Origin of the sequence: Salinisphaera orenii subsp. halophila YIM 95161 (genome assembly GCF_003732545.1) — a bacterium.
Taxonomy (GTDB): domain Bacteria; phylum Pseudomonadota; class Gammaproteobacteria; order Nevskiales; family Salinisphaeraceae; genus Salinisphaera; species Salinisphaera orenii_A.
The window spans coordinates 44,501-59,870 of record NZ_AYKF01000077.1 but is presented as its reverse complement, the minus strand read 5'-3'; the positions used below and the strand labels follow the sequence as shown (position 1 = coordinate 59,870).

Here is a 15,370-nt window from a genome sequence, read left to right as displayed (position 1 = left end):
TATATCCGCCCAGTCCGGCCTACGGCAGCTCGGTCGCGGTGACCCACGACTTGAGCCGCTCGGCGACCTCGGCGCGCTCCTCGTCGGTCAGGCAGCGCCCCAGTTCACAGCCGTGACCGTGCCGCGTGAGCAGCAGACGGCTCGGGCTGTTTCGATTCACACCGGGCGAAAGCCGCACCTGCGTGAGCAGTCGCGGAAACTCCCATCGCCGCTGTGGTTCGTTCCGTCCGGCCTCGACCTCGATGTGATCCGGATAGACCGAAATCACTTCGCGATACCCGTTGTCCCGCAGACTCGCATAGAGCCCCGCGCCCAGCGCCGCCATCTCGAGTCCGGCGAACGGCCATATCAGCCACAGCCCCCAGACGGTCATCACGCCGGCCACGCCGAACGACACGACGCACATGCCCAGAAAGAACCATTGCGCCTGAGCCACGGTCATCGAACCGTTCGGTGCGATCACCAGACGTCGTACGGAATGTTCGCTGTGCAGTCCGGTCGACATCCCGCCGTATCCTCCGGCCGAGAGTTTATGCGAAGCGCTATACCGCTGGCAAACTTCGGGTTTTATACCCCTGTGGGTATGTACGCGCAAACCAGAGCGCCGGATTCAGCGTGAAGTCGGGCGCCGGATCCATGTCCACCCGCGCCACCAAAGGGGCCGGCATGCGCGCTTCGAGGCAGGCCAGGTTGGCCGCCAGGCGCGGCTGCTCGGGCGGCAGTGTGTTGGCGATCCAGCCGACCAGACGCGTGCGGACGGCGATCGCGTGCGCGGACAGCAGCGCGTGATTGACGCAGCCCAGCCGCATGCCGACCACCAGCAGCACCGGCCAGCCGCGCGCGGCGACCCAGTCGGCGAAGTCGAGCGTATCCGACAGCGGCACGTACCAGCCGCCCGCGCCTTCCACGACCACCCAGTCACTGGCGGCGGCCAGCGCGTCGTGGCCGGCGTCGAGCACCGCCCGGTCCACGGTCGCGCCGGCGTCGGCGGCCGCGATGTGGGGCGCGATCGCGGGCCCGAAGGCATAGGGATTGATCGCATCGTAGTCCCAGCCCGGCGTCCCCGCGGCCTGCAGCGCGAGGGCGTCCTCGTTGCGCAGACCCTCGGCACCCGCCACGCAGCCGCTGGCCACCGGCTTGTAGCCGACCGCCCTCTGGCCGACGCCGCGCAGTCCGCGAAGCAGCGCCGTGCTGATACGGGTCTTGCCGATCTCGGTATCCGTACCGGTGACGAACAGCGTGCGCGCGGTCATGTCGCCGGCCCGGCGCGCGGGCCGCGACGCGAATGGCGCAACCGCGCGCGATCGGCGCGGCGAACGCCCCGCCGCGACGCGTCAAGGTCTCGACGCCGAACGATCCGCGCGCTCACGCCACCGGCTCGCTGGCCCGGACGAACGCCAGCAGGCGTTCGGCGAAGCGCTTCTCATGGGAGACGAACGGCGCGTGCGCGGCCCGCTCGACCCGCCAGCACTCGCCCCGGGGCATCTGCGCGGCCGCCCAAGCCACGCCGTCCGGATGCGCGAGACGGTCGCGCGCCCCGGCGATCCACAACGCCGGGCAATCGATGGCGGACAGCGTTTCGCGAAAATCCGCCTCGAAGAGAATGTCGAGTCCGCGCTCCAGCGCGCTGCGCTGCGGCGGCCGATCGATGAGATCGTTGCGCAGGCTGCGCACGGCGCGGGCCGCACCGGGTTCGCCCAGTACCTGCTGCATCAGAAACTCGCTGAGCGTTGTGGAGAAGTCCTCGTTCAGACCGCGGCGGGTGGCTTCGATCGCGCTCGACTTCATGCCCCAGGACCAATCCGGTTCGCGCACCATGCGCGGCAGCGACGCCACCGGCGCGAGCGCGCGCACCCGATCGGGCCAACGCCGCGCCATGGCCAGCGCCACGAGGCCGCCGAGCGACCAGCCCACCACCACCGCCGGCCGCTCGATTCCCGAGGCGACGGCATCCGCCCAGTTATTGAGCCCGGCGTAACCGCCGGGGCTGTCGCCGTGGCCGGGCAGATCGACCAGATGGCAGCGCATCACGTCGGACAGGCGGTCGGCCAGCGGCTGCCAGATCCGCCCGGACAGACCCCAGCCGTGCAGGAAGACCACATCGGGGCCGTGCCCCTGACTGCGGATGTTCAGCGTCATGCACTCTCTCGTGCGGGACTGCGGCGGCGGGCCGCCCCGTCGTGAATCGCATCGGACAGCGCCGCCAGCAGCCCGTCCACCTGGGCCGCACTGTGGCCGGCCGTGAGCGTGACGCGCAAGCGCGACGTGCCCGGCGCGACCGTCGGCGGACGAATCGCCCCGACCAGGTAACCGCGGGCGAGCAGCGCATCGCTGAGCGTCAGCGCTCGCGCCTCGGCGCCCAGCACCAGCGGCTGAATGGGGCTGTCCGACGTCTCAAGCGGCAGGTCGAGCTCGGCCGCGCCGCGGCGAAAACGCGCGATCAGCCCGTGCAGATGCCGACGGCGATCGTCGCCGGTGCGCGCGCTCGCCACGCCCGCGTGAGCCGCCGCGGCCAGGGCCGGCGGCGGCGCGGTGGAGAATATCAGCGAACGCGCGCTCTGCAGGATCGCCTCGATCACGTCGTCGTCACCGGCCACGAACGCCCCGGCCGCGCCGACCGACTTGCCGAGCGTCGCCAGCAGCAGCGGCACACGGTCACTGCCCAGCCCCTCTTCAGCGACGCGCCCGGCACCAGCCGGGCCGAATACGCCGAGGCCGTGGGCATCGTCGACCGCATGCCAGGCGTCGCGCGCCTGTGCACTGGCGGCGAGCGCGGCAAGGGGCGCGGTATCGCCGTCCATCGAGAACACGCTGTCGGTCACCAGCAGCCGGTTGCCGCCCTCGCAGGCCTGCAGGGCCGCGTCCGCCGCGCCGGCGTCGGCATGGGCGTAGACATGCTTGGCCGCGCCCGACAGCCGTGCGCCGTCGATCAGGGACGCGTGATTGAGCGCATCGGCCACGATGTGATCGCGCTTGCCCATCAGCGCGCTGACCACGCCGACATTGGCGGCATAACCCGTGGCGAAGACGAGCGCGCGCTCGCGCCCGACCCACTCGGCCAGCTCGGCTTCGAGCGCGGCGTGCTCGGCGTTGTGGCCGGTGACCAGCTGCGAGGCCGCGCTGCCGGTGCCGACATCGCCCGCGGCCGCGGCCAGCCGACGCGACAGCGTCGGATCGGCGGCCAAACCAAGATAGTCGTTGCTGCAGAAATTGATGCAGCGGCGCCCGTCGGCCACGACCTCGGGGCCGTGGGCACCCTCGATCACCCGCCGCCGACGAAAGCGATCGGCGGCACGGATCGTAGCCAGACGCTCACGGCAATGCTCGGCCAGCCTCACGTCGTGTTCAGCCGGCTTCGGCCGCCCGCGCCGCGGCCCGCTCGGCCTGTGGCGCGTGGTCGGCGCTCGGCGCCTCGGCGGGGCCGATATCGCTGTACTTGGGCGAGGCTTCGGGCGCCATGCCGAGCTTGTCGAGCAGGGCCAGATCCTTGAGATGTTCGGGGTTGCTCGTGGTCAGCAGCTGATCGCCGTAGAAGATCGAGTTCGCGCCCGCCAGAAAGCACAGCGTCTGGGTCGCCTCCGACATTTCTTCGCGGCCGGCAGACAGGCGTACATAGGACGCCGGCATCATGATCTTGGCGACCGCGATCGTGCGCACGAAATCCAGTTCGTCGATCGGATCGACGCCGTGCAGCGGCGTGCCCTCGACCTGCACCAGATTGTTGATCGGCACGCTCTGCGGATGCTCGGGCAGATTGGCCAGCTGGCGCAGCAGTTCGGCGCGGTCGGCCGGCGCCTCGCCCATGCCGACGATGCCGCCGCAGCACACCTTCAGGCCGGCCTCGCGCACGTGCTCGAGCGTGTCCAGACGATCGGCGTAGGTGCGCGTGCTGATGATGTCCTCGTAGTACTCGGGCGAGGTGTCGAGGTTGTGGTTGTAGTAGTCGAGGCCCGCTTCCTTGAGCTGCTCGGCCTGGCGGGCCTTGAGCATGCCCAGCGTCACACAGGTCTCCAGGCCCTCGTTCTTGACCGCCTGGACCATGTCGATGACCTTCGCCAGATCGCGATCCTTCGGGCTGCGCCAGGCCGCGCCCATGCAGAAACGGGTCGCGCCCGCGCCCTTTGCACGGCGCGCCGCATCGCGCACCTGTTCCAACGGCAGCAGCGCCTCGCGCTCCAGGCCGGTATCGAAGCGCACGCTCTGCGGGCAGTAGGCACAGTCCTCCGGGCAGGCGCCGGTCTTGATCGACATCAGCGTCGACAGCTGCACGGCGTTGGCATCGAAATGCGCGCGGTGCGCCTGCTGAGCGCGGCAGATGAGATCGGTGAAGGGCAGCGCGAACAGGGCGACGACTTCCTCGTGGCTCCAGTCGTGGCGCGGCGCGTGCGCGGCGGCGGTCTCGGACATGGCAGGATCGGCAGTGAAATGTCCGTATAGCTTTGGCGAGCGCCGCGCGGCTGTCAAATCAAAAAAGAAATGAAAATTGACCGTTGGTGCAAAATCATCCAGTCGGCGATCGTCGGTCCGCGCTGCGTACTCTGCCGCGCCCCGGCGCCGCTGGATCCCGCGATCTGCAGCGGCTGTCGGGCCGAGCTGCCCTGGCTGGATCGCGCCTGTGCCGGCTGTGCCCTGCCGCTGCCCGGCGATGCGCGGACCGCGCACTGTCGTCACTGCCGGCCGACGCCCCGCTTCGAGCACGCCGTGGCCGCATTCCACTATGACGAGCCGGCGCGCTGGCTGATCGCCCGGCTCAAATTCAACGGCGCGCTCGCCCATGCGCGCGTGCTCGGCGATCTGCTCGGCGCACGGATTGCGCGGGCGACGCCGGAATCCGAACGGCCCGACGCGCTCGTGCCGGTGCCGCTCCATCCGGCCGGCCTGCGCCGTCGGGGCTTCAACCAGGCCACGTTGATCGCGGAACGGCTGGCGCATGCGCTCGACCGACCGGTGAACCCGCGCGCCGCGGCACGCGTTCGCGACACGCCGCCCCAGCGTGAACTGCCGGCCGGCAGCCGCGCCGCCAATGTTCGCGGCGCCTTCGCCTGTCGTGGGCCGTCGCCGGCCGCGCACGTGGCCATCGTCGACGATGTGGTCACCACCACGCGGACCGCCGCAGCGCTCGCCGACGCGCTGCGGCGGGCGGGCGCGCAGCGGATCACGCTCTATTGCGTGGGGCGCGCCTGAGCGGGCCGCTGCGGCGGCCGGGTGCCGCCGGCGTGCGAGGCGAGACGCATCGCCGGCCCCACCGATCGTCCCGCGTTCAGGCGGCGGGCGGGGACGGCACGGCCAGCACGACGAGCTCGTCGCCGGCCGCCAGTTCGAGATCCGCCTGCTTGTCGGCGGGGTTAAGCTCCAGCCGGGCCGCGCCGCCCGCCCCGCGCATCACCCCGAGCAGGATCTCGTCCTCGGCCGCGCGTTGGCCCTGCAGCGCGGCGAAGTCGACACCGCGAGCGGCCACGCCCAGCGCCTGCGCGTCGCGAAAGGCGATCTCCGCACCGCCGGCGCCGAACACCTCCTCCATCACCCAGTGCAGCTCGCGACGCAGCGCGATCTGGGTCAGCATGCTCGACTGCAGATCCGGCGAAATCAGGCATTCGACGTGGGGCGCCTCGAACAGACCGGCATTGTCGGCGGACAGCGTCTCGACCAGGATCCGCGGCGGCCGGTCGGCGCTCTCGAGCAGCCGCGAGAGCACGAGATACGCCATGAGCACGCGCGCATCGGCGGCCTCGGCCGAACCGAGCCAATCGCTGGCCACGAGGATGATGGTGTCGTAGTCGGCCGGCGCCAGGCGGCCCACGTCATGATAGGCCGTCAAATCGCCCTCGAGCTGGCGCACCGCCGCATGCGCGAACACCGCGCCCGTGCGTTCGAGCTCGCGGTCACGGACATCGGTCGCCAGCTGCGAGAAGACATCGAGGGCCACCGTCTCGCGCCGATAGGCGTCGAACTCGGCCAGCAGCGCCGGCACCTTGCGGTTCCAGCCCAGCACCAGCACCCGCCGGTGGCCCGCGCGCCGCGCCGCGCGCGCCGAACGCGCCACCGGATCCGGCGTCGCCAGCGCCTGCACCGGCGCGGTGGGCCGACAGTCCTCGAAGCTCGCGGCGATGAATGCCAGCCGGTCGTCGGCCTCCACGCGATCGTCGTCACGCGCGTGCAGCGGCACCAGATGGCCGTCGCGCGCCGCGCCCAGCAGCACCGCCCGCTCGAAGCAGGCCGCGACGTCGACCAGCCGCTCGCCGGCCAGGCTCGGACATTCGCGCACGAATATCTGGCTGCCGACGCCGTCGAGAAACTCGTTATAGACCCAGGACAGGCCGGGATGCCGGGCATTCTGGGCCAGCAGGCGGCTGACGATCAGGGCGGTACCGATGAACTCGGCGGGCCCCGGATAGGCCCGCCCCGCCGTCTCGAGATGGCTGGCGTCCAGGATCTCGGTGACCATCAGCGGCAGCGTCTCCGCGTCGGCGGTCGCCGCACTCATCAGCGTCTTGATGGTGGCCTCATCGGGCGCGCCCTCGCGCTCGAACTCCCGTCCCGGGAGCAGCACGGCGGCCGCGTGGCCGAAATCGACCCGCTTGAGGTGGTCCGCGCGCAGGGGCGTCCCCGAACGCAGCGTGATGCGACGCGGATCGTAGCGGGGGCCGAGCCGGTCCTTGAGCTCCTGCACCATGGCCTGGGAGACGCGCTCGGCCAGAATCACGATATGCAGGCGCCGGCCGCCGTGCCGGCTGAGAAAGCGCGCCACCCGGCCTTCCGAGGCGAGCACCTGCTCGACCATCCGCGCGGTGCGGTTGTTCCAGCCGAGGATGAGCAGGTGATTGTTCTGGGCGATCGGCGTATAGCCGGCCTCCAACGTCTCGATGGTGTCGTTGAGCCACTGGGTCATGGTCGCGATCAGCGCGCCGACGAACAGCACCACGCCCAGCACCGTCAGCACGGTGGACACGCTGCGCAGCAGCGTGCTCTGGTCGTCGCCGAGATAGCCGGAATCGGTCAGCCGCAGGAAGGCCCACCACACCGCCGCCCCCGGGTCATCGTAGGCCGCGTCCGGTCCGGCGCTGTAGACGAGCAGACCGGCGCCGAGCGCGATCAGGGCCATGGCCAGCGCGATCACCATGAGCCGGGAGACCACGCCGCGCAGGATGAACTGCTCGAGCTTGAACTGGATCAGATGGCGCAGACGCGTGATCAGGCGCATGCCGCGGCTCCCATGACCATATTTCAGACGCGCGCGTAGCCGTCGCGCGCCCCGGCCCAGCGTTCGATCAGCCGCTCGGCCTCGCGCGGATGATAGACGAGCACGTCGTCGGCAACCGCGAGCGCCCGCTCGGCCAGTGCGGCGTCGCGCAAGAGGTCGGCCACCCGGAACGCGGCGGCGCCGGTCTGGCGCGTGCCCAGCACCTCGCCCGGGCCGCGCAGTTCCAGGTCGGCGCGCGCGATCGCGAAGCCGTCGGTGGTCTCGCGCAGGGCCGACAGCCGGCGGCGGGCGGTTTCCGACAGCGGCGGCTGGTAGAGCAGCACACAATGGCTGTCGACCGAGCCGCGCCCCACCCGGCCGCGCAGCTGGTGCAGCTGCGCCAGGCCCAGGCGTTCGGCATTCTCGATAATCATCAGCGAGGCGTTGGGCACGTCCACGCCGACCTCGATCACCGTGGTCGCGACCAGCACATCGATGCGTCCCTCCTTGAAGGCGCTCATCGCGCGGGCCTTGGCCTCGGCCTTCATGCGGCCGTGGGCGAGCGTGACCCGGACGCCGTCGAGCGCGGTCGACAGCGCCTCCGCCGCGGCCTCGGCGGCCTGGGCCTCGAGCTTCTCGCTGGTCTCGATGAGCGTGCACACCCAGTAGACCTGTCGCCCCGCCGCCACGGCCCGGCCGATGCGCTCAATCACCTCGTCGCGGCGGGTGTTGGGCACGGCGACCGTCACCACGGGCGTGCGCCCGGGCGGCAGCTCGTCGATCACCGAGGTGTCCAGATCGGCATAGGCGCTCATGGCGAGCGTGCGCGGAATGGGGGTCGCGGTCATGATCAGCTGATGTGCGGTCAGCCCGCCGCGATCGGCCTTGTTGCGCAGGGCCAGGCGCTGATTCACCCCGAAGCGGTGCTGTTCGTCGACCACGCACAGTCCCAGCCGGCCGAAGGTCAGCGCCTCCTGAAACAGCGCGTGGGTGCCGACCGCCACCCCGGGCGTGCCGGCGTCGATGGTCGCAACCAGAGCTTCGTCGCGCCGCCGCTTCCCGGTGACCAGCCAGACCGGGACGCCCAGCGGCTCCAGCCAGCGCGCCAGGCTCGCCGCGTGCTGCTCGGCCAGCAGCTCGGTCGGCGCCATGAACGCCGCCTGCCAGCCGTTCTCCGCCGCGGTCAGCACCGCCGCCGCCGCGACCACGGTCTTGCCCGAGCCGACATCGCCCTGGATCAGCCGAAGCATCGGGTGGCGCAGCGCCATGTCGGCGAGCATCTCGCCGATCACCCGGCGCTGGGCGGCGGTGGGCTCGAAGCCGAGCTGGGCGAACAACGGCGCGAGCCCGCGACCGGCGTCCCCGAGCGGCGGCGCGTTCTCGGCCTTGACCCGGCGCCGGCGCGAGCGCAGGCCCAGCTGATGGCCCAGCAGCTCCTCGAAGGCCAGGCGCGCCACCGCCGGATGACTGCCCGCGACCAGCGCCGCGGTATCATCCGCCGGCCCCGGACGATGGATGCGGCGCAGCGCGGCGGCGGACTCGCAGACATCGAACCCCGCGACCAGATCCGCGGGCAGCGCCTCGGGCCAGAAACCGGGCGTATCCAGCAGGGCCAGCGCCTGCCCGGTCATGTCGAACAGACGCTTCTGGGACACGCCCGAGGCCGTGGGGTAGATGGGCCGCAGCTCGGGCTCGATGGCGTGGCCCGCGGCCGCATCGGCGACGATCTGATATTCGGGATGCACCATCTCCACGCCGTAGACGCCGGCGCGCGGCTCGCCGAACACCCGCACCCAGACGCCCGGCGCGAAGCGGGCCTGCTGGGCGGGCGCGAAATGGAAGAATCGCAGCCACAGGCGCGCGTCGCCGTCACTGCAGCTGACCAGCAGGCTGCGCCGGCGGCCGTGCCGGATCTCGGCGGCGTCGACACGCACGACCGCCAGCGCGGGACGATTCATGACCAGCGCCGCGACCGGCGTGACAACGCTACGGTCCTCGTAGCGCAGCGGTCGGTGCAGCAGCACGTCGCCGACACACTCGATGCCGAGCGCCGCGAGTCGCTCGGCGAGCTTGGGGCCGACGCCGTCCAGGCGCCGGCAGGGGTCGTCGGCCCGCGCTACCCGACGGCGGGTCGAGGCCGGCGCCTCAGCCGAGCGCGAGGATGGCATCGGCCTCCACGCGCGCCCCCTTGGGCAGGGCCGCGACCCCGACCGCGGCCCGCGCCGGATAGGGCTTTTGCAGCTTGCGCTCCATCAGCGCATTGACCCGGGGGAAATCGTCGATGTCGGTGAGATAGATCGTGAATTTGACCACGTGGGCGAGCGATCCGCCCGCGGCCTCGGCCACCGCCTCCAGATTGTCGAACACACGCTCGATCTGGGCGTCGATGTCGCCGTCGACCAGATCGCCGCTGGCCGGGTCGAGCGGGATCTGGCCCGAGATGTAGACCGCATCGCCGGCCTTGACGGCCTGTGAATACGGCCCGATCGCGCTCGGGGCGCTCTTGGTGTCGATGATCTGATGGGTGATCGGCTGAATCATGATCGCGTCGGCGTCGAAAAAGCGGTGCTCGATTGTCCCACAGCCGGCCGCCGCCCGGCACCCTGCGGCCGGCACGGCGGGCGTGCAACGCGCTTAGAAACGCTCGACCTTCTCCACTGCCGGGATACGACGCACCCGCCGGATGATGCCGGCCAGATGGTGTCGATCGCGCACGTCGATCAGAAAACGGATAGTGATGAGGGCGCCGCTGGACTCGGGGAACTCGATGTGTTCGATGTTGCAGTCGGCATCGGCGAACTTGGCCGTGAGATTGGCGAGCAGGCCGCGCTTGTTGCTCGCGGTCACGCGCAGTTCGACGTCGTACTCGCCGCTGACGTTGTCCGCCCAGGTCAGCTCGACACGATCCGCGGAGGCGCCCTTGCGAGCCGAGTAGGCACAGCCGAAGCGGTGAACCACCAGGCCCCGGCCCACGCTCGCCTGGCCGTGGATGGCGTCGCCCGGTACCGGATGGCAGCACTTGGCGAACTCGACCACAAGCCCCTCGGTACCCTCGACCGCCAGCGGCTTGGCACGCCGGTTCTTCGCGATCGGCGCATCGCTGGTAAGAAAGTGCCGCGCGACCAGCGGCGCCAGCCGGCGCCCGAGGCCGATCGCGGTGTACAGCGCCGGCAGGCTGGGCTCTTCCATCTCCGCCAGCCCGCGGTCGATGTCGGACCGCGACAACCGGCGCAGGGACAGGCCGAGATCGGCGAGCGCCTTGTCCAGCAACCGCTCGCCCAGGCGCTGGGCCTTGTCCTCGCGCTGGTTCTTGAGGAAGTTGCGCACTCCGTTGCGCGCCTTGGCCGTCTTGAGGAAATGCAGCCAGGCCGCGTTCGGACGGGCGTGCTTGGCGGTGATGACCTCGACCGTCTGCCCGGATTCGAGCTGGCTGTTCAGCGGCGCGAGATTGCCGTCGACGCGGGCCGCCACGCAGCGATCGCCCAGCTCCGTGTGCACGGCGTAGGCGAAATCGACGCAGGTCGCGCCCTTGGCCAGCCGGATGATGCGCCCCTGCGGGGTGAAGACATAGACCTCGTCGGGAAACAGGTCCATGCGCAGATTGTCGACGAACGTGAGCGAATCGTGCTCGCCGGCGTGCATCTCGGCCAGATGCCCGAGCCATTCCTCGGCGTCGAGGGTACCCAGCTTGCCGGCCCGGTCGCCGAGCTTGTACTGCCAGTGCGCGGCGATGCCGGATTCGGCGATCTGGTCCATCTCGCGCGTACGGATCTGGACCTCGAACTTGATTCCGCCCCGCGCCATCACCGTGGTGTGCAGCGACTGATAGCCGTTGAGCTTGGGGTTGGCGATGAAGTCGTTGAACTGTTCGGTGATCGGGCGGTACTGGTGGTGGATGATGCCCAGCGCCCGGTAGCACTCGTCCACCGCGTCGACGATCACACGCACGCCGTAGAGGTCGAACACATCGAGGAAACGCCGGTGCTTCTCGCGCATCTTGCGATAGATGCTGTAGAGATTCTTGCGCCGGCCCTTCACGTTGGCGCCGATACCCTCGGCCGCCAGCGCCCGCGACAGCGTCTCCTCGATCTCGCGCAGGAGGCTGCGCCGGTCGCCGGTCACCGACCGGCTGGCCCGCCGCAGCACGTCGTAGCGGCGCGGGTAGAGGTTGGCGAAGCCCAGCTCCTCGAGCTCCTCGCGCATGCTGTTGATCCCCAGCCGCCGCGCGATCGGCGCATAGATGTCGAGCGTCTCGCGCGCGATCTGGGTCCGTTTGCGCGGCGCCATGCCGGCGAGCGTGCGCATGTTGTGCAGCCGATCGGCCAGCTTGACGAGGATGACGCGCAGATCGTGCGTCATCGCCAGCATGAGCTTGCGGAAACTTTCGGCGGTGGCCTGCTCGCGGCTGTGGAACTGCGCCCGGTCAAGCTTGGACACGCCGTCGACCAGATGCGCGACCTCGGCGCCAAAGCGCTGGGACACCTCATCGCGCGCGGCGTCGGTGTCCTCGATTACGTCGTGCAGGATCGCGGCGATCAGCGTGGTCGCGTCCATGCGCATCTCGGCGAGAATGCGCGCGACCGCGAGCGGATGATAGATATAAGGCTCGCCGGTCTTGCGGAACTGGCCGCGGTGCTGGCGCTCGCCGAACTCGTAGGCCGCCCGCACCTTGGCGATGGTGGGCTCCGACAGGTAGCGCTCGAGATATTCCGCGAGCGCATCGATGCCGAACTCACGCGAGATGCGCGAAGTCCGGATCTTGCCCTGTATGCGCGTCAGGCCGCTGGTGATCTCCATCCCTCCAGATTACTGCGATTGCGCCGACGTGGCGACCACCCGCGCCGGCCGAGCGAGCCGCCAACGAAAAAGGGCCGCTGTCCCCAGCGGCCCTTTCGATCACGAGACGCCGTGCGCCATCGGCCGCGGCGCTATTCCTCGGCGTCGGGCTTTTCCTGAGCATCGGCCTTGTCGGCTCGCTCGGCCTTTTCGGCCGCTTCCTCGGCGCGCAGCCGGGTCTCGCCCTCGGCCTCGAGCTCTTCCGGGCTCGGACCCGGCGGCTGCTGGGTCTCCATGCTGGCCGAGACCGGCGGCAGATCGGGTTCGTCGAGAATGGCGATGGTGATTTCGCCGGCCGCGATCTCGCGCAGCGCCAGGACCGTCGGCTTGTCGTCCTCCCACGGCAGATATGCGTTCGCGCCGCGGGCAAGCTGGCGAGCGCGCTTGGATGCGATGCTGGCGAGCTCGAACTTGTTGTTCACATGCTCCAGGCAATCTTCGACGGTGACTCGGGCCATGAGTGTTCTCGCGCGCGGGTGTAAACCGCGCAGTATAGCGCCTATGACGCGCCGCGCCTACCCCGGCGAGTCAGGCCGCCGCGGCGAAGATCCGCTCCAGAGCCGCGAGCGCGGCATCGAAATGGTCGTTGACCACGCGATGGTCGTATTCGTGCGCCCGTGCCATCTCGTCGTCGGCCTCGGCCAGACGGCGCGCGATCGCGGCATCGTCGTCGGAGGCGCGATCGCGCAGCCGGCGCTCGAGCTCGGCCCGGGACGGCGGCTCGATGAAGATGGTCACCGCCTCGGACGCGCGCTCGCGCACCTGACGCGCCCCCTGCCAGTCAATGTCCAGCACCACGTCATGGCCCGCCGCCAGCCAGCGCTCGGTCTCGGCGGCGCCGGTGCCGTAGTAGCGATCGAAGACCTGCGCGTACTCGAGGAAGGCCCCTGCCGCGATCATGCGCTGAAAGACGTCCATACCGACGAAGTGATAATCCACGCCGTCGATCTCGCCGGCGCGCGCGTCTCGGGTGGTGTAGGACACCGAGAACCGCACCGTGCGCCCGTGCGGCGCCAGCCGATCGATCAACGCATGGGTCAGGCTCGTCTTGCCGGCACCGGAGGGCGCCGAAATGACGTAGAGCTGGCCGCGACGCGGCGTACTGGAGGATTCCGAGGACAAGAAGCTACTCGATGCTCTGGCGTTGTATGTGTTCCCGCGAGCGGTCCGGCGACGATATGTCCGCCCCATGGCCCGGCGCGTGGCATGGGGCAAACCGCGGCGATGATCTCGCCCCGTGCCCGACAGCGCCTGCGCCGTCAGGCGCGGAATCTTAGCAGGCCGCCCGCCGCACGCGCGATTGCGCCCCATCCCGGGCATCCGGGCCTGTCGCGGCCTCATCCGGCTCGATCGTGTCGGTGCCGGCCTGGTCCGTCAGCTTTCCCTCACCCTGCCGGCGGAACCACTTCCCGGCCCGTGATTTTAGGACTATGGTGACGTCGTTGCCGTTCCGGCCCACAGCAACGTTTCGTCTCCAGGTCCTGCCACGGGCTATCGATACGGTGCTGATGCGCGCCCCGCGACTCTCGATCGTCATTTGCAAGCGCGTTCGCAGCGCGGAAAACGGCTGTAGCCCAGTCTCGCGCGACCCCGATGCGATCTCGTACCCGCCCACCCCCATTCGCCGCAAGGCGCGTTTCGACTGGAGTGATGACTGATGTTCGTTCGACATCTCGACGAGATAACGCAATCGGAAGCCACCGTCGACACCGGTGACTGGGCCAGCCGACGGCTGGTGCTGGCGCGCGACGGTCGCGATTATTCTCTTCACGACACGCTGATGCGCGCCGGCAGCCACACGCTGATCGATTATCCGCATCATCTGGAATCGGCCTACTGCATCGAGGGCGAAGGCGAACTCGAGGACCTGGTTCAAGGGCGCCGTCATCCAATCACGCCCGGCACCGTCTACGGCCTGGAGGCGCTCGACCGGATCCGCCTGCATGCGCATACGGACCTGCGCCTGATCTGCACGGTGACCCCGCCGCTGATCGGCGGCGAGCGGCTGGACGACCAGGGCGGCTTCCCGGTGCCCGCCGACGCGCGACCCGCCCTGCGCAAGAAGAACGTCTTCGTGGTCAACCTGAACGACTTCAATCTGGGACGCCTGCGCTCGATTCGCAACGCCGAGAACTACAACTTCCTCAAACTGCTCGATGCGTCGGACGTGCTCGAACAGGATCACTACGACATCGACGCCATTCTGACCAAGGCGCGGGCCGAACTCGAACGCTATCCCGGCCGCGTGGACGGCCTGATCCACTACATCGACTTTCCGGTGAGCACGACGGTGCCGATCCTGTGCAGCGAATACGGCCTGCCGTCCGCCTCGCTGGAGGCCGTGCTCAAGTGCGAGCACAAGTACTGGAGCCGGATCGAGCAGCAGCAGTGCATCGCCGAGCATATTCCGCAGTTCGCGGCCTTCGATCCGTTCGACAACGACGCCCTGTCGACACTCGGGCTCGAGTTTCCGTTCTGGGTCAAGCCGATCAAGTCGTTCTCGTCGTACCTGGGGTTCATGATCCGCAACGAGCGGGACTGGTCCGAGGCGATCGCCGAGATCCGGGCCCATATCGGCCGTTTCGAAGCGCCCTTCGACCGGCTGCTGTCGCGCGTGCAGATGCCGCCGGAGGTCGCGGGCATCGGCGGGGGCAGCTGTATCGCCGAATCGATCATCGGCGGCCGCATGTGCACCCAGGAAGGCTATGTCCACAAGGGCAAGCTGCGCGTCTACGGCACGGTGGATTCACTGCGCGAGCCCAACGGCTCCTCGTTCGCCAGCTACCAGTATCCCTCGCGGCTGCCCGCGGCGGTGCGTAAGCGCATGACGCGCATCATCGAGACCTTCATGGCGCATATCGGCTACGACAACGCGCCGTTCAACGTCGAGTTCTTCTGGGACGCCAACAGCGACCGCATCTGGCTGCTCGAGGTCAACCCGCGCATTTCGGAATCGCACGCCGAGCTGTTCCGCAAGGTCGACGGCGCCTCCCACCACGAGATCGCCACCGATCTGTCGCTGGGCGCCCGCCCGCGCCTGCCCCATCGCGACGGCGAATACAGCTGCGCCGGCAAGTTCTTCATTCGGGCGTACCAGGACGCCGTCGTCACCGGCGTGCCGGGGCCCCAGCAACTGGCCGAGATCGAGCGGCTCATGCCCGATACCGTCGTCCGGATCATGGCCGAACCCGGCCAACGACTGTCCGCGATGATGGACCAGGACAGCTACAGCTACACCCTGGCGCTGCTGTGGATCGGCGCCAGTTCGCCGCGCCAGCTGCAGCGCCGCTACGAACAGGCGGTGGAGATCCTCGACTTCGAACTGGCGCCGCTCGCCGAGTAGCGCGCCGCGTA

The 15,370-nt window shown here is 69.7% G+C and carries 13 protein-coding genes; 2 read left to right on the top strand and 11 right to left on the bottom strand.

The window, feature by feature from the left end:
- Window positions 1-19: 19 nt before the first annotated feature.
- From SAHL_RS08285 to bioB, 5 genes are all read right to left on the bottom strand, one after another.
- Entirely contained in the window at window positions 20-505 is a 486-nt protein-coding gene (locus tag SAHL_RS08285) for a DUF2244 domain-containing protein (protein ID WP_123590936.1), read from the bottom strand.
- A gap of 37 nt (window positions 506-542) precedes the next feature.
- Window positions 543-1,253, bottom strand: coding sequence for a dethiobiotin synthase (bioD, locus tag SAHL_RS08280; protein WP_123590935.1), 711 nt, complete (start codon window positions 1,251-1,253; stop codon window positions 543-545).
- Window positions 1,254-1,365: 112 nt separating this feature from the next.
- A complete protein-coding gene (gene bioH / locus SAHL_RS08275) occupies window positions 1,366-2,139 on the bottom strand; it encodes a pimeloyl-ACP methyl ester esterase BioH (protein ID WP_123590934.1) in 774 nt (257 codons plus the stop codon).
- Window positions 2,136-3,338, bottom strand: a complete 1,203-nt coding sequence (locus SAHL_RS08270; RefSeq protein WP_245968455.1) for an aminotransferase class I/II-fold pyridoxal phosphate-dependent enzyme — start codon at window positions 3,336-3,338, stop codon at window positions 2,136-2,138. The genes bioH and SAHL_RS08270 overlap by 4 nt, the downstream gene beginning before the upstream one ends.
- 7 nt (window positions 3,339-3,345) lie before the next feature.
- Window positions 3,346-4,407, bottom strand: coding sequence for a biotin synthase BioB (gene bioB, locus SAHL_RS08265; protein WP_123590933.1), 1,062 nt, complete (start codon window positions 4,405-4,407; stop codon window positions 3,346-3,348).
- A gap of 69 nt (window positions 4,408-4,476) precedes the next feature.
- Here bioB and SAHL_RS08260 point away from each other — a divergent pair, with 69 nt between their 5' ends.
- The gene (locus SAHL_RS08260) at window positions 4,477-5,184 is read left to right on the top strand and encodes a ComF family protein (protein ID WP_123590932.1); all 708 of its coding nucleotides are present in this window, start codon (window positions 4,477-4,479) and stop codon (window positions 5,182-5,184) included.
- Between the two features lie 76 nt (window positions 5,185-5,260).
- Here SAHL_RS08260 and SAHL_RS08255 read toward each other — a convergent pair whose 3' ends face one another.
- From SAHL_RS08255 to gmk, 6 genes are all read right to left on the bottom strand, one after another.
- A complete protein-coding gene (locus SAHL_RS08255) occupies window positions 5,261-7,201 on the bottom strand; it encodes a CASTOR/POLLUX-related putative ion channel (RefSeq protein WP_123590931.1) in 1,941 nt (646 codons plus the stop codon).
- A 23-nt stretch (window positions 7,202-7,224) separates the two neighbouring features.
- A complete protein-coding gene (recG, locus tag SAHL_RS08250; RefSeq protein WP_123590930.1) occupies window positions 7,225-9,348 on the bottom strand; it encodes an ATP-dependent DNA helicase RecG in 2,124 nt (707 codons plus the stop codon).
- On the bottom strand, window positions 9,326-9,721 hold the full coding sequence (locus SAHL_RS08245) for a RidA family protein (protein ID WP_416235846.1): 396 nt from the start codon (window positions 9,719-9,721) through the stop codon (window positions 9,326-9,328). The genes recG and SAHL_RS08245 overlap by 23 nt, the downstream gene beginning before the upstream one ends.
- Before the next feature lie 93 nt (window positions 9,722-9,814).
- A complete protein-coding gene (locus tag SAHL_RS08240; protein ID WP_123590929.1) occupies window positions 9,815-11,977 on the bottom strand; it encodes a RelA/SpoT family protein in 2,163 nt (720 codons plus the stop codon).
- Window positions 11,978-12,108: 131 nt separating this feature from the next.
- Window positions 12,109-12,474: a DNA-directed RNA polymerase subunit omega gene (gene rpoZ, locus SAHL_RS18395; protein ID WP_123590928.1), complete on the bottom strand. Its 366-nt coding sequence runs from the start codon at window positions 12,472-12,474 to the stop codon at window positions 12,109-12,111.
- Window positions 12,475-12,544: 70 nt separating this feature from the next.
- The gene (gmk, locus tag SAHL_RS08230; protein WP_245968454.1) at window positions 12,545-13,138 is read right to left on the bottom strand and encodes a guanylate kinase; all 594 of its coding nucleotides are present in this window, start codon (window positions 13,136-13,138) and stop codon (window positions 12,545-12,547) included.
- 535 nt (window positions 13,139-13,673) lie between these two features.
- On the opposite strand from gmk, the gene SAHL_RS08220 reads away from it, so the two are divergent.
- Window positions 13,674-15,359, top strand: coding sequence for an ectoine synthase (locus SAHL_RS08220; RefSeq protein ID WP_123590925.1), 1,686 nt, complete (start codon window positions 13,674-13,676; stop codon window positions 15,357-15,359).
- The last annotated feature ends 11 nt before the right edge of the window (window positions 15,360-15,370 follow it).

What these genes read in the sequence shown, in the direction of transcription:
- SAHL_RS08285 (WP_123590936.1), bottom strand. Translation starts at nt 505, where the DNA reads ATGTCGACCGGACTGCACAGCGAACATTCCGTACGACGTCTGGTGATC.
- bioD (WP_123590935.1), bottom strand. Translation starts at nt 1,253, where the DNA reads ATGACCGCGCGCACGCTGTTCGTCACCGGTACGGATACCGAGATCGGC.
- SAHL_RS08245 (WP_416235846.1), bottom strand. Translation starts at nt 9,721, where the DNA reads ATGATTCAGCCGATCACCCATCAGATCATCGACACCAAGAGCGCCCCG.
- rpoZ (WP_123590928.1), bottom strand. Translation starts at nt 12,474, where the DNA reads ATGGCCCGAGTCACCGTCGAAGATTGCCTGGAGCATGTGAACAACAAG.
- bioH (WP_123590934.1), bottom strand. Translation starts at nt 2,139, where the DNA reads ATGACGCTGAACATCCGCAGTCAGGGGCACGGCCCCGATGTGGTCTTC.
- SAHL_RS08220 (WP_123590925.1), top strand. Translation starts at nt 13,674, where the DNA reads ATGTTCGTTCGACATCTCGACGAGATAACGCAATCGGAAGCCACCGTC.
- SAHL_RS08260 (WP_123590932.1), top strand. Translation starts at nt 4,477, where the DNA reads ATGAAAATTGACCGTTGGTGCAAAATCATCCAGTCGGCGATCGTCGGT.
- SAHL_RS08240 (WP_123590929.1), bottom strand. Translation starts at nt 11,977, where the DNA reads ATGGAGATCACCAGCGGCCTGACGCGCATACAGGGCAAGATCCGGACT.
- SAHL_RS08255 (WP_123590931.1), bottom strand. Translation starts at nt 7,201, where the DNA reads ATGCGCCTGATCACGCGTCTGCGCCATCTGATCCAGTTCAAGCTCGAG.
- recG (WP_123590930.1), bottom strand. Translation starts at nt 9,348, where the DNA reads ATGCCATCCTCGCGCTCGGCTGAGGCGCCGGCCTCGACCCGCCGTCGG.
- bioB (WP_123590933.1), bottom strand. Translation starts at nt 4,407, where the DNA reads ATGTCCGAGACCGCCGCCGCGCACGCGCCGCGCCACGACTGGAGCCAC.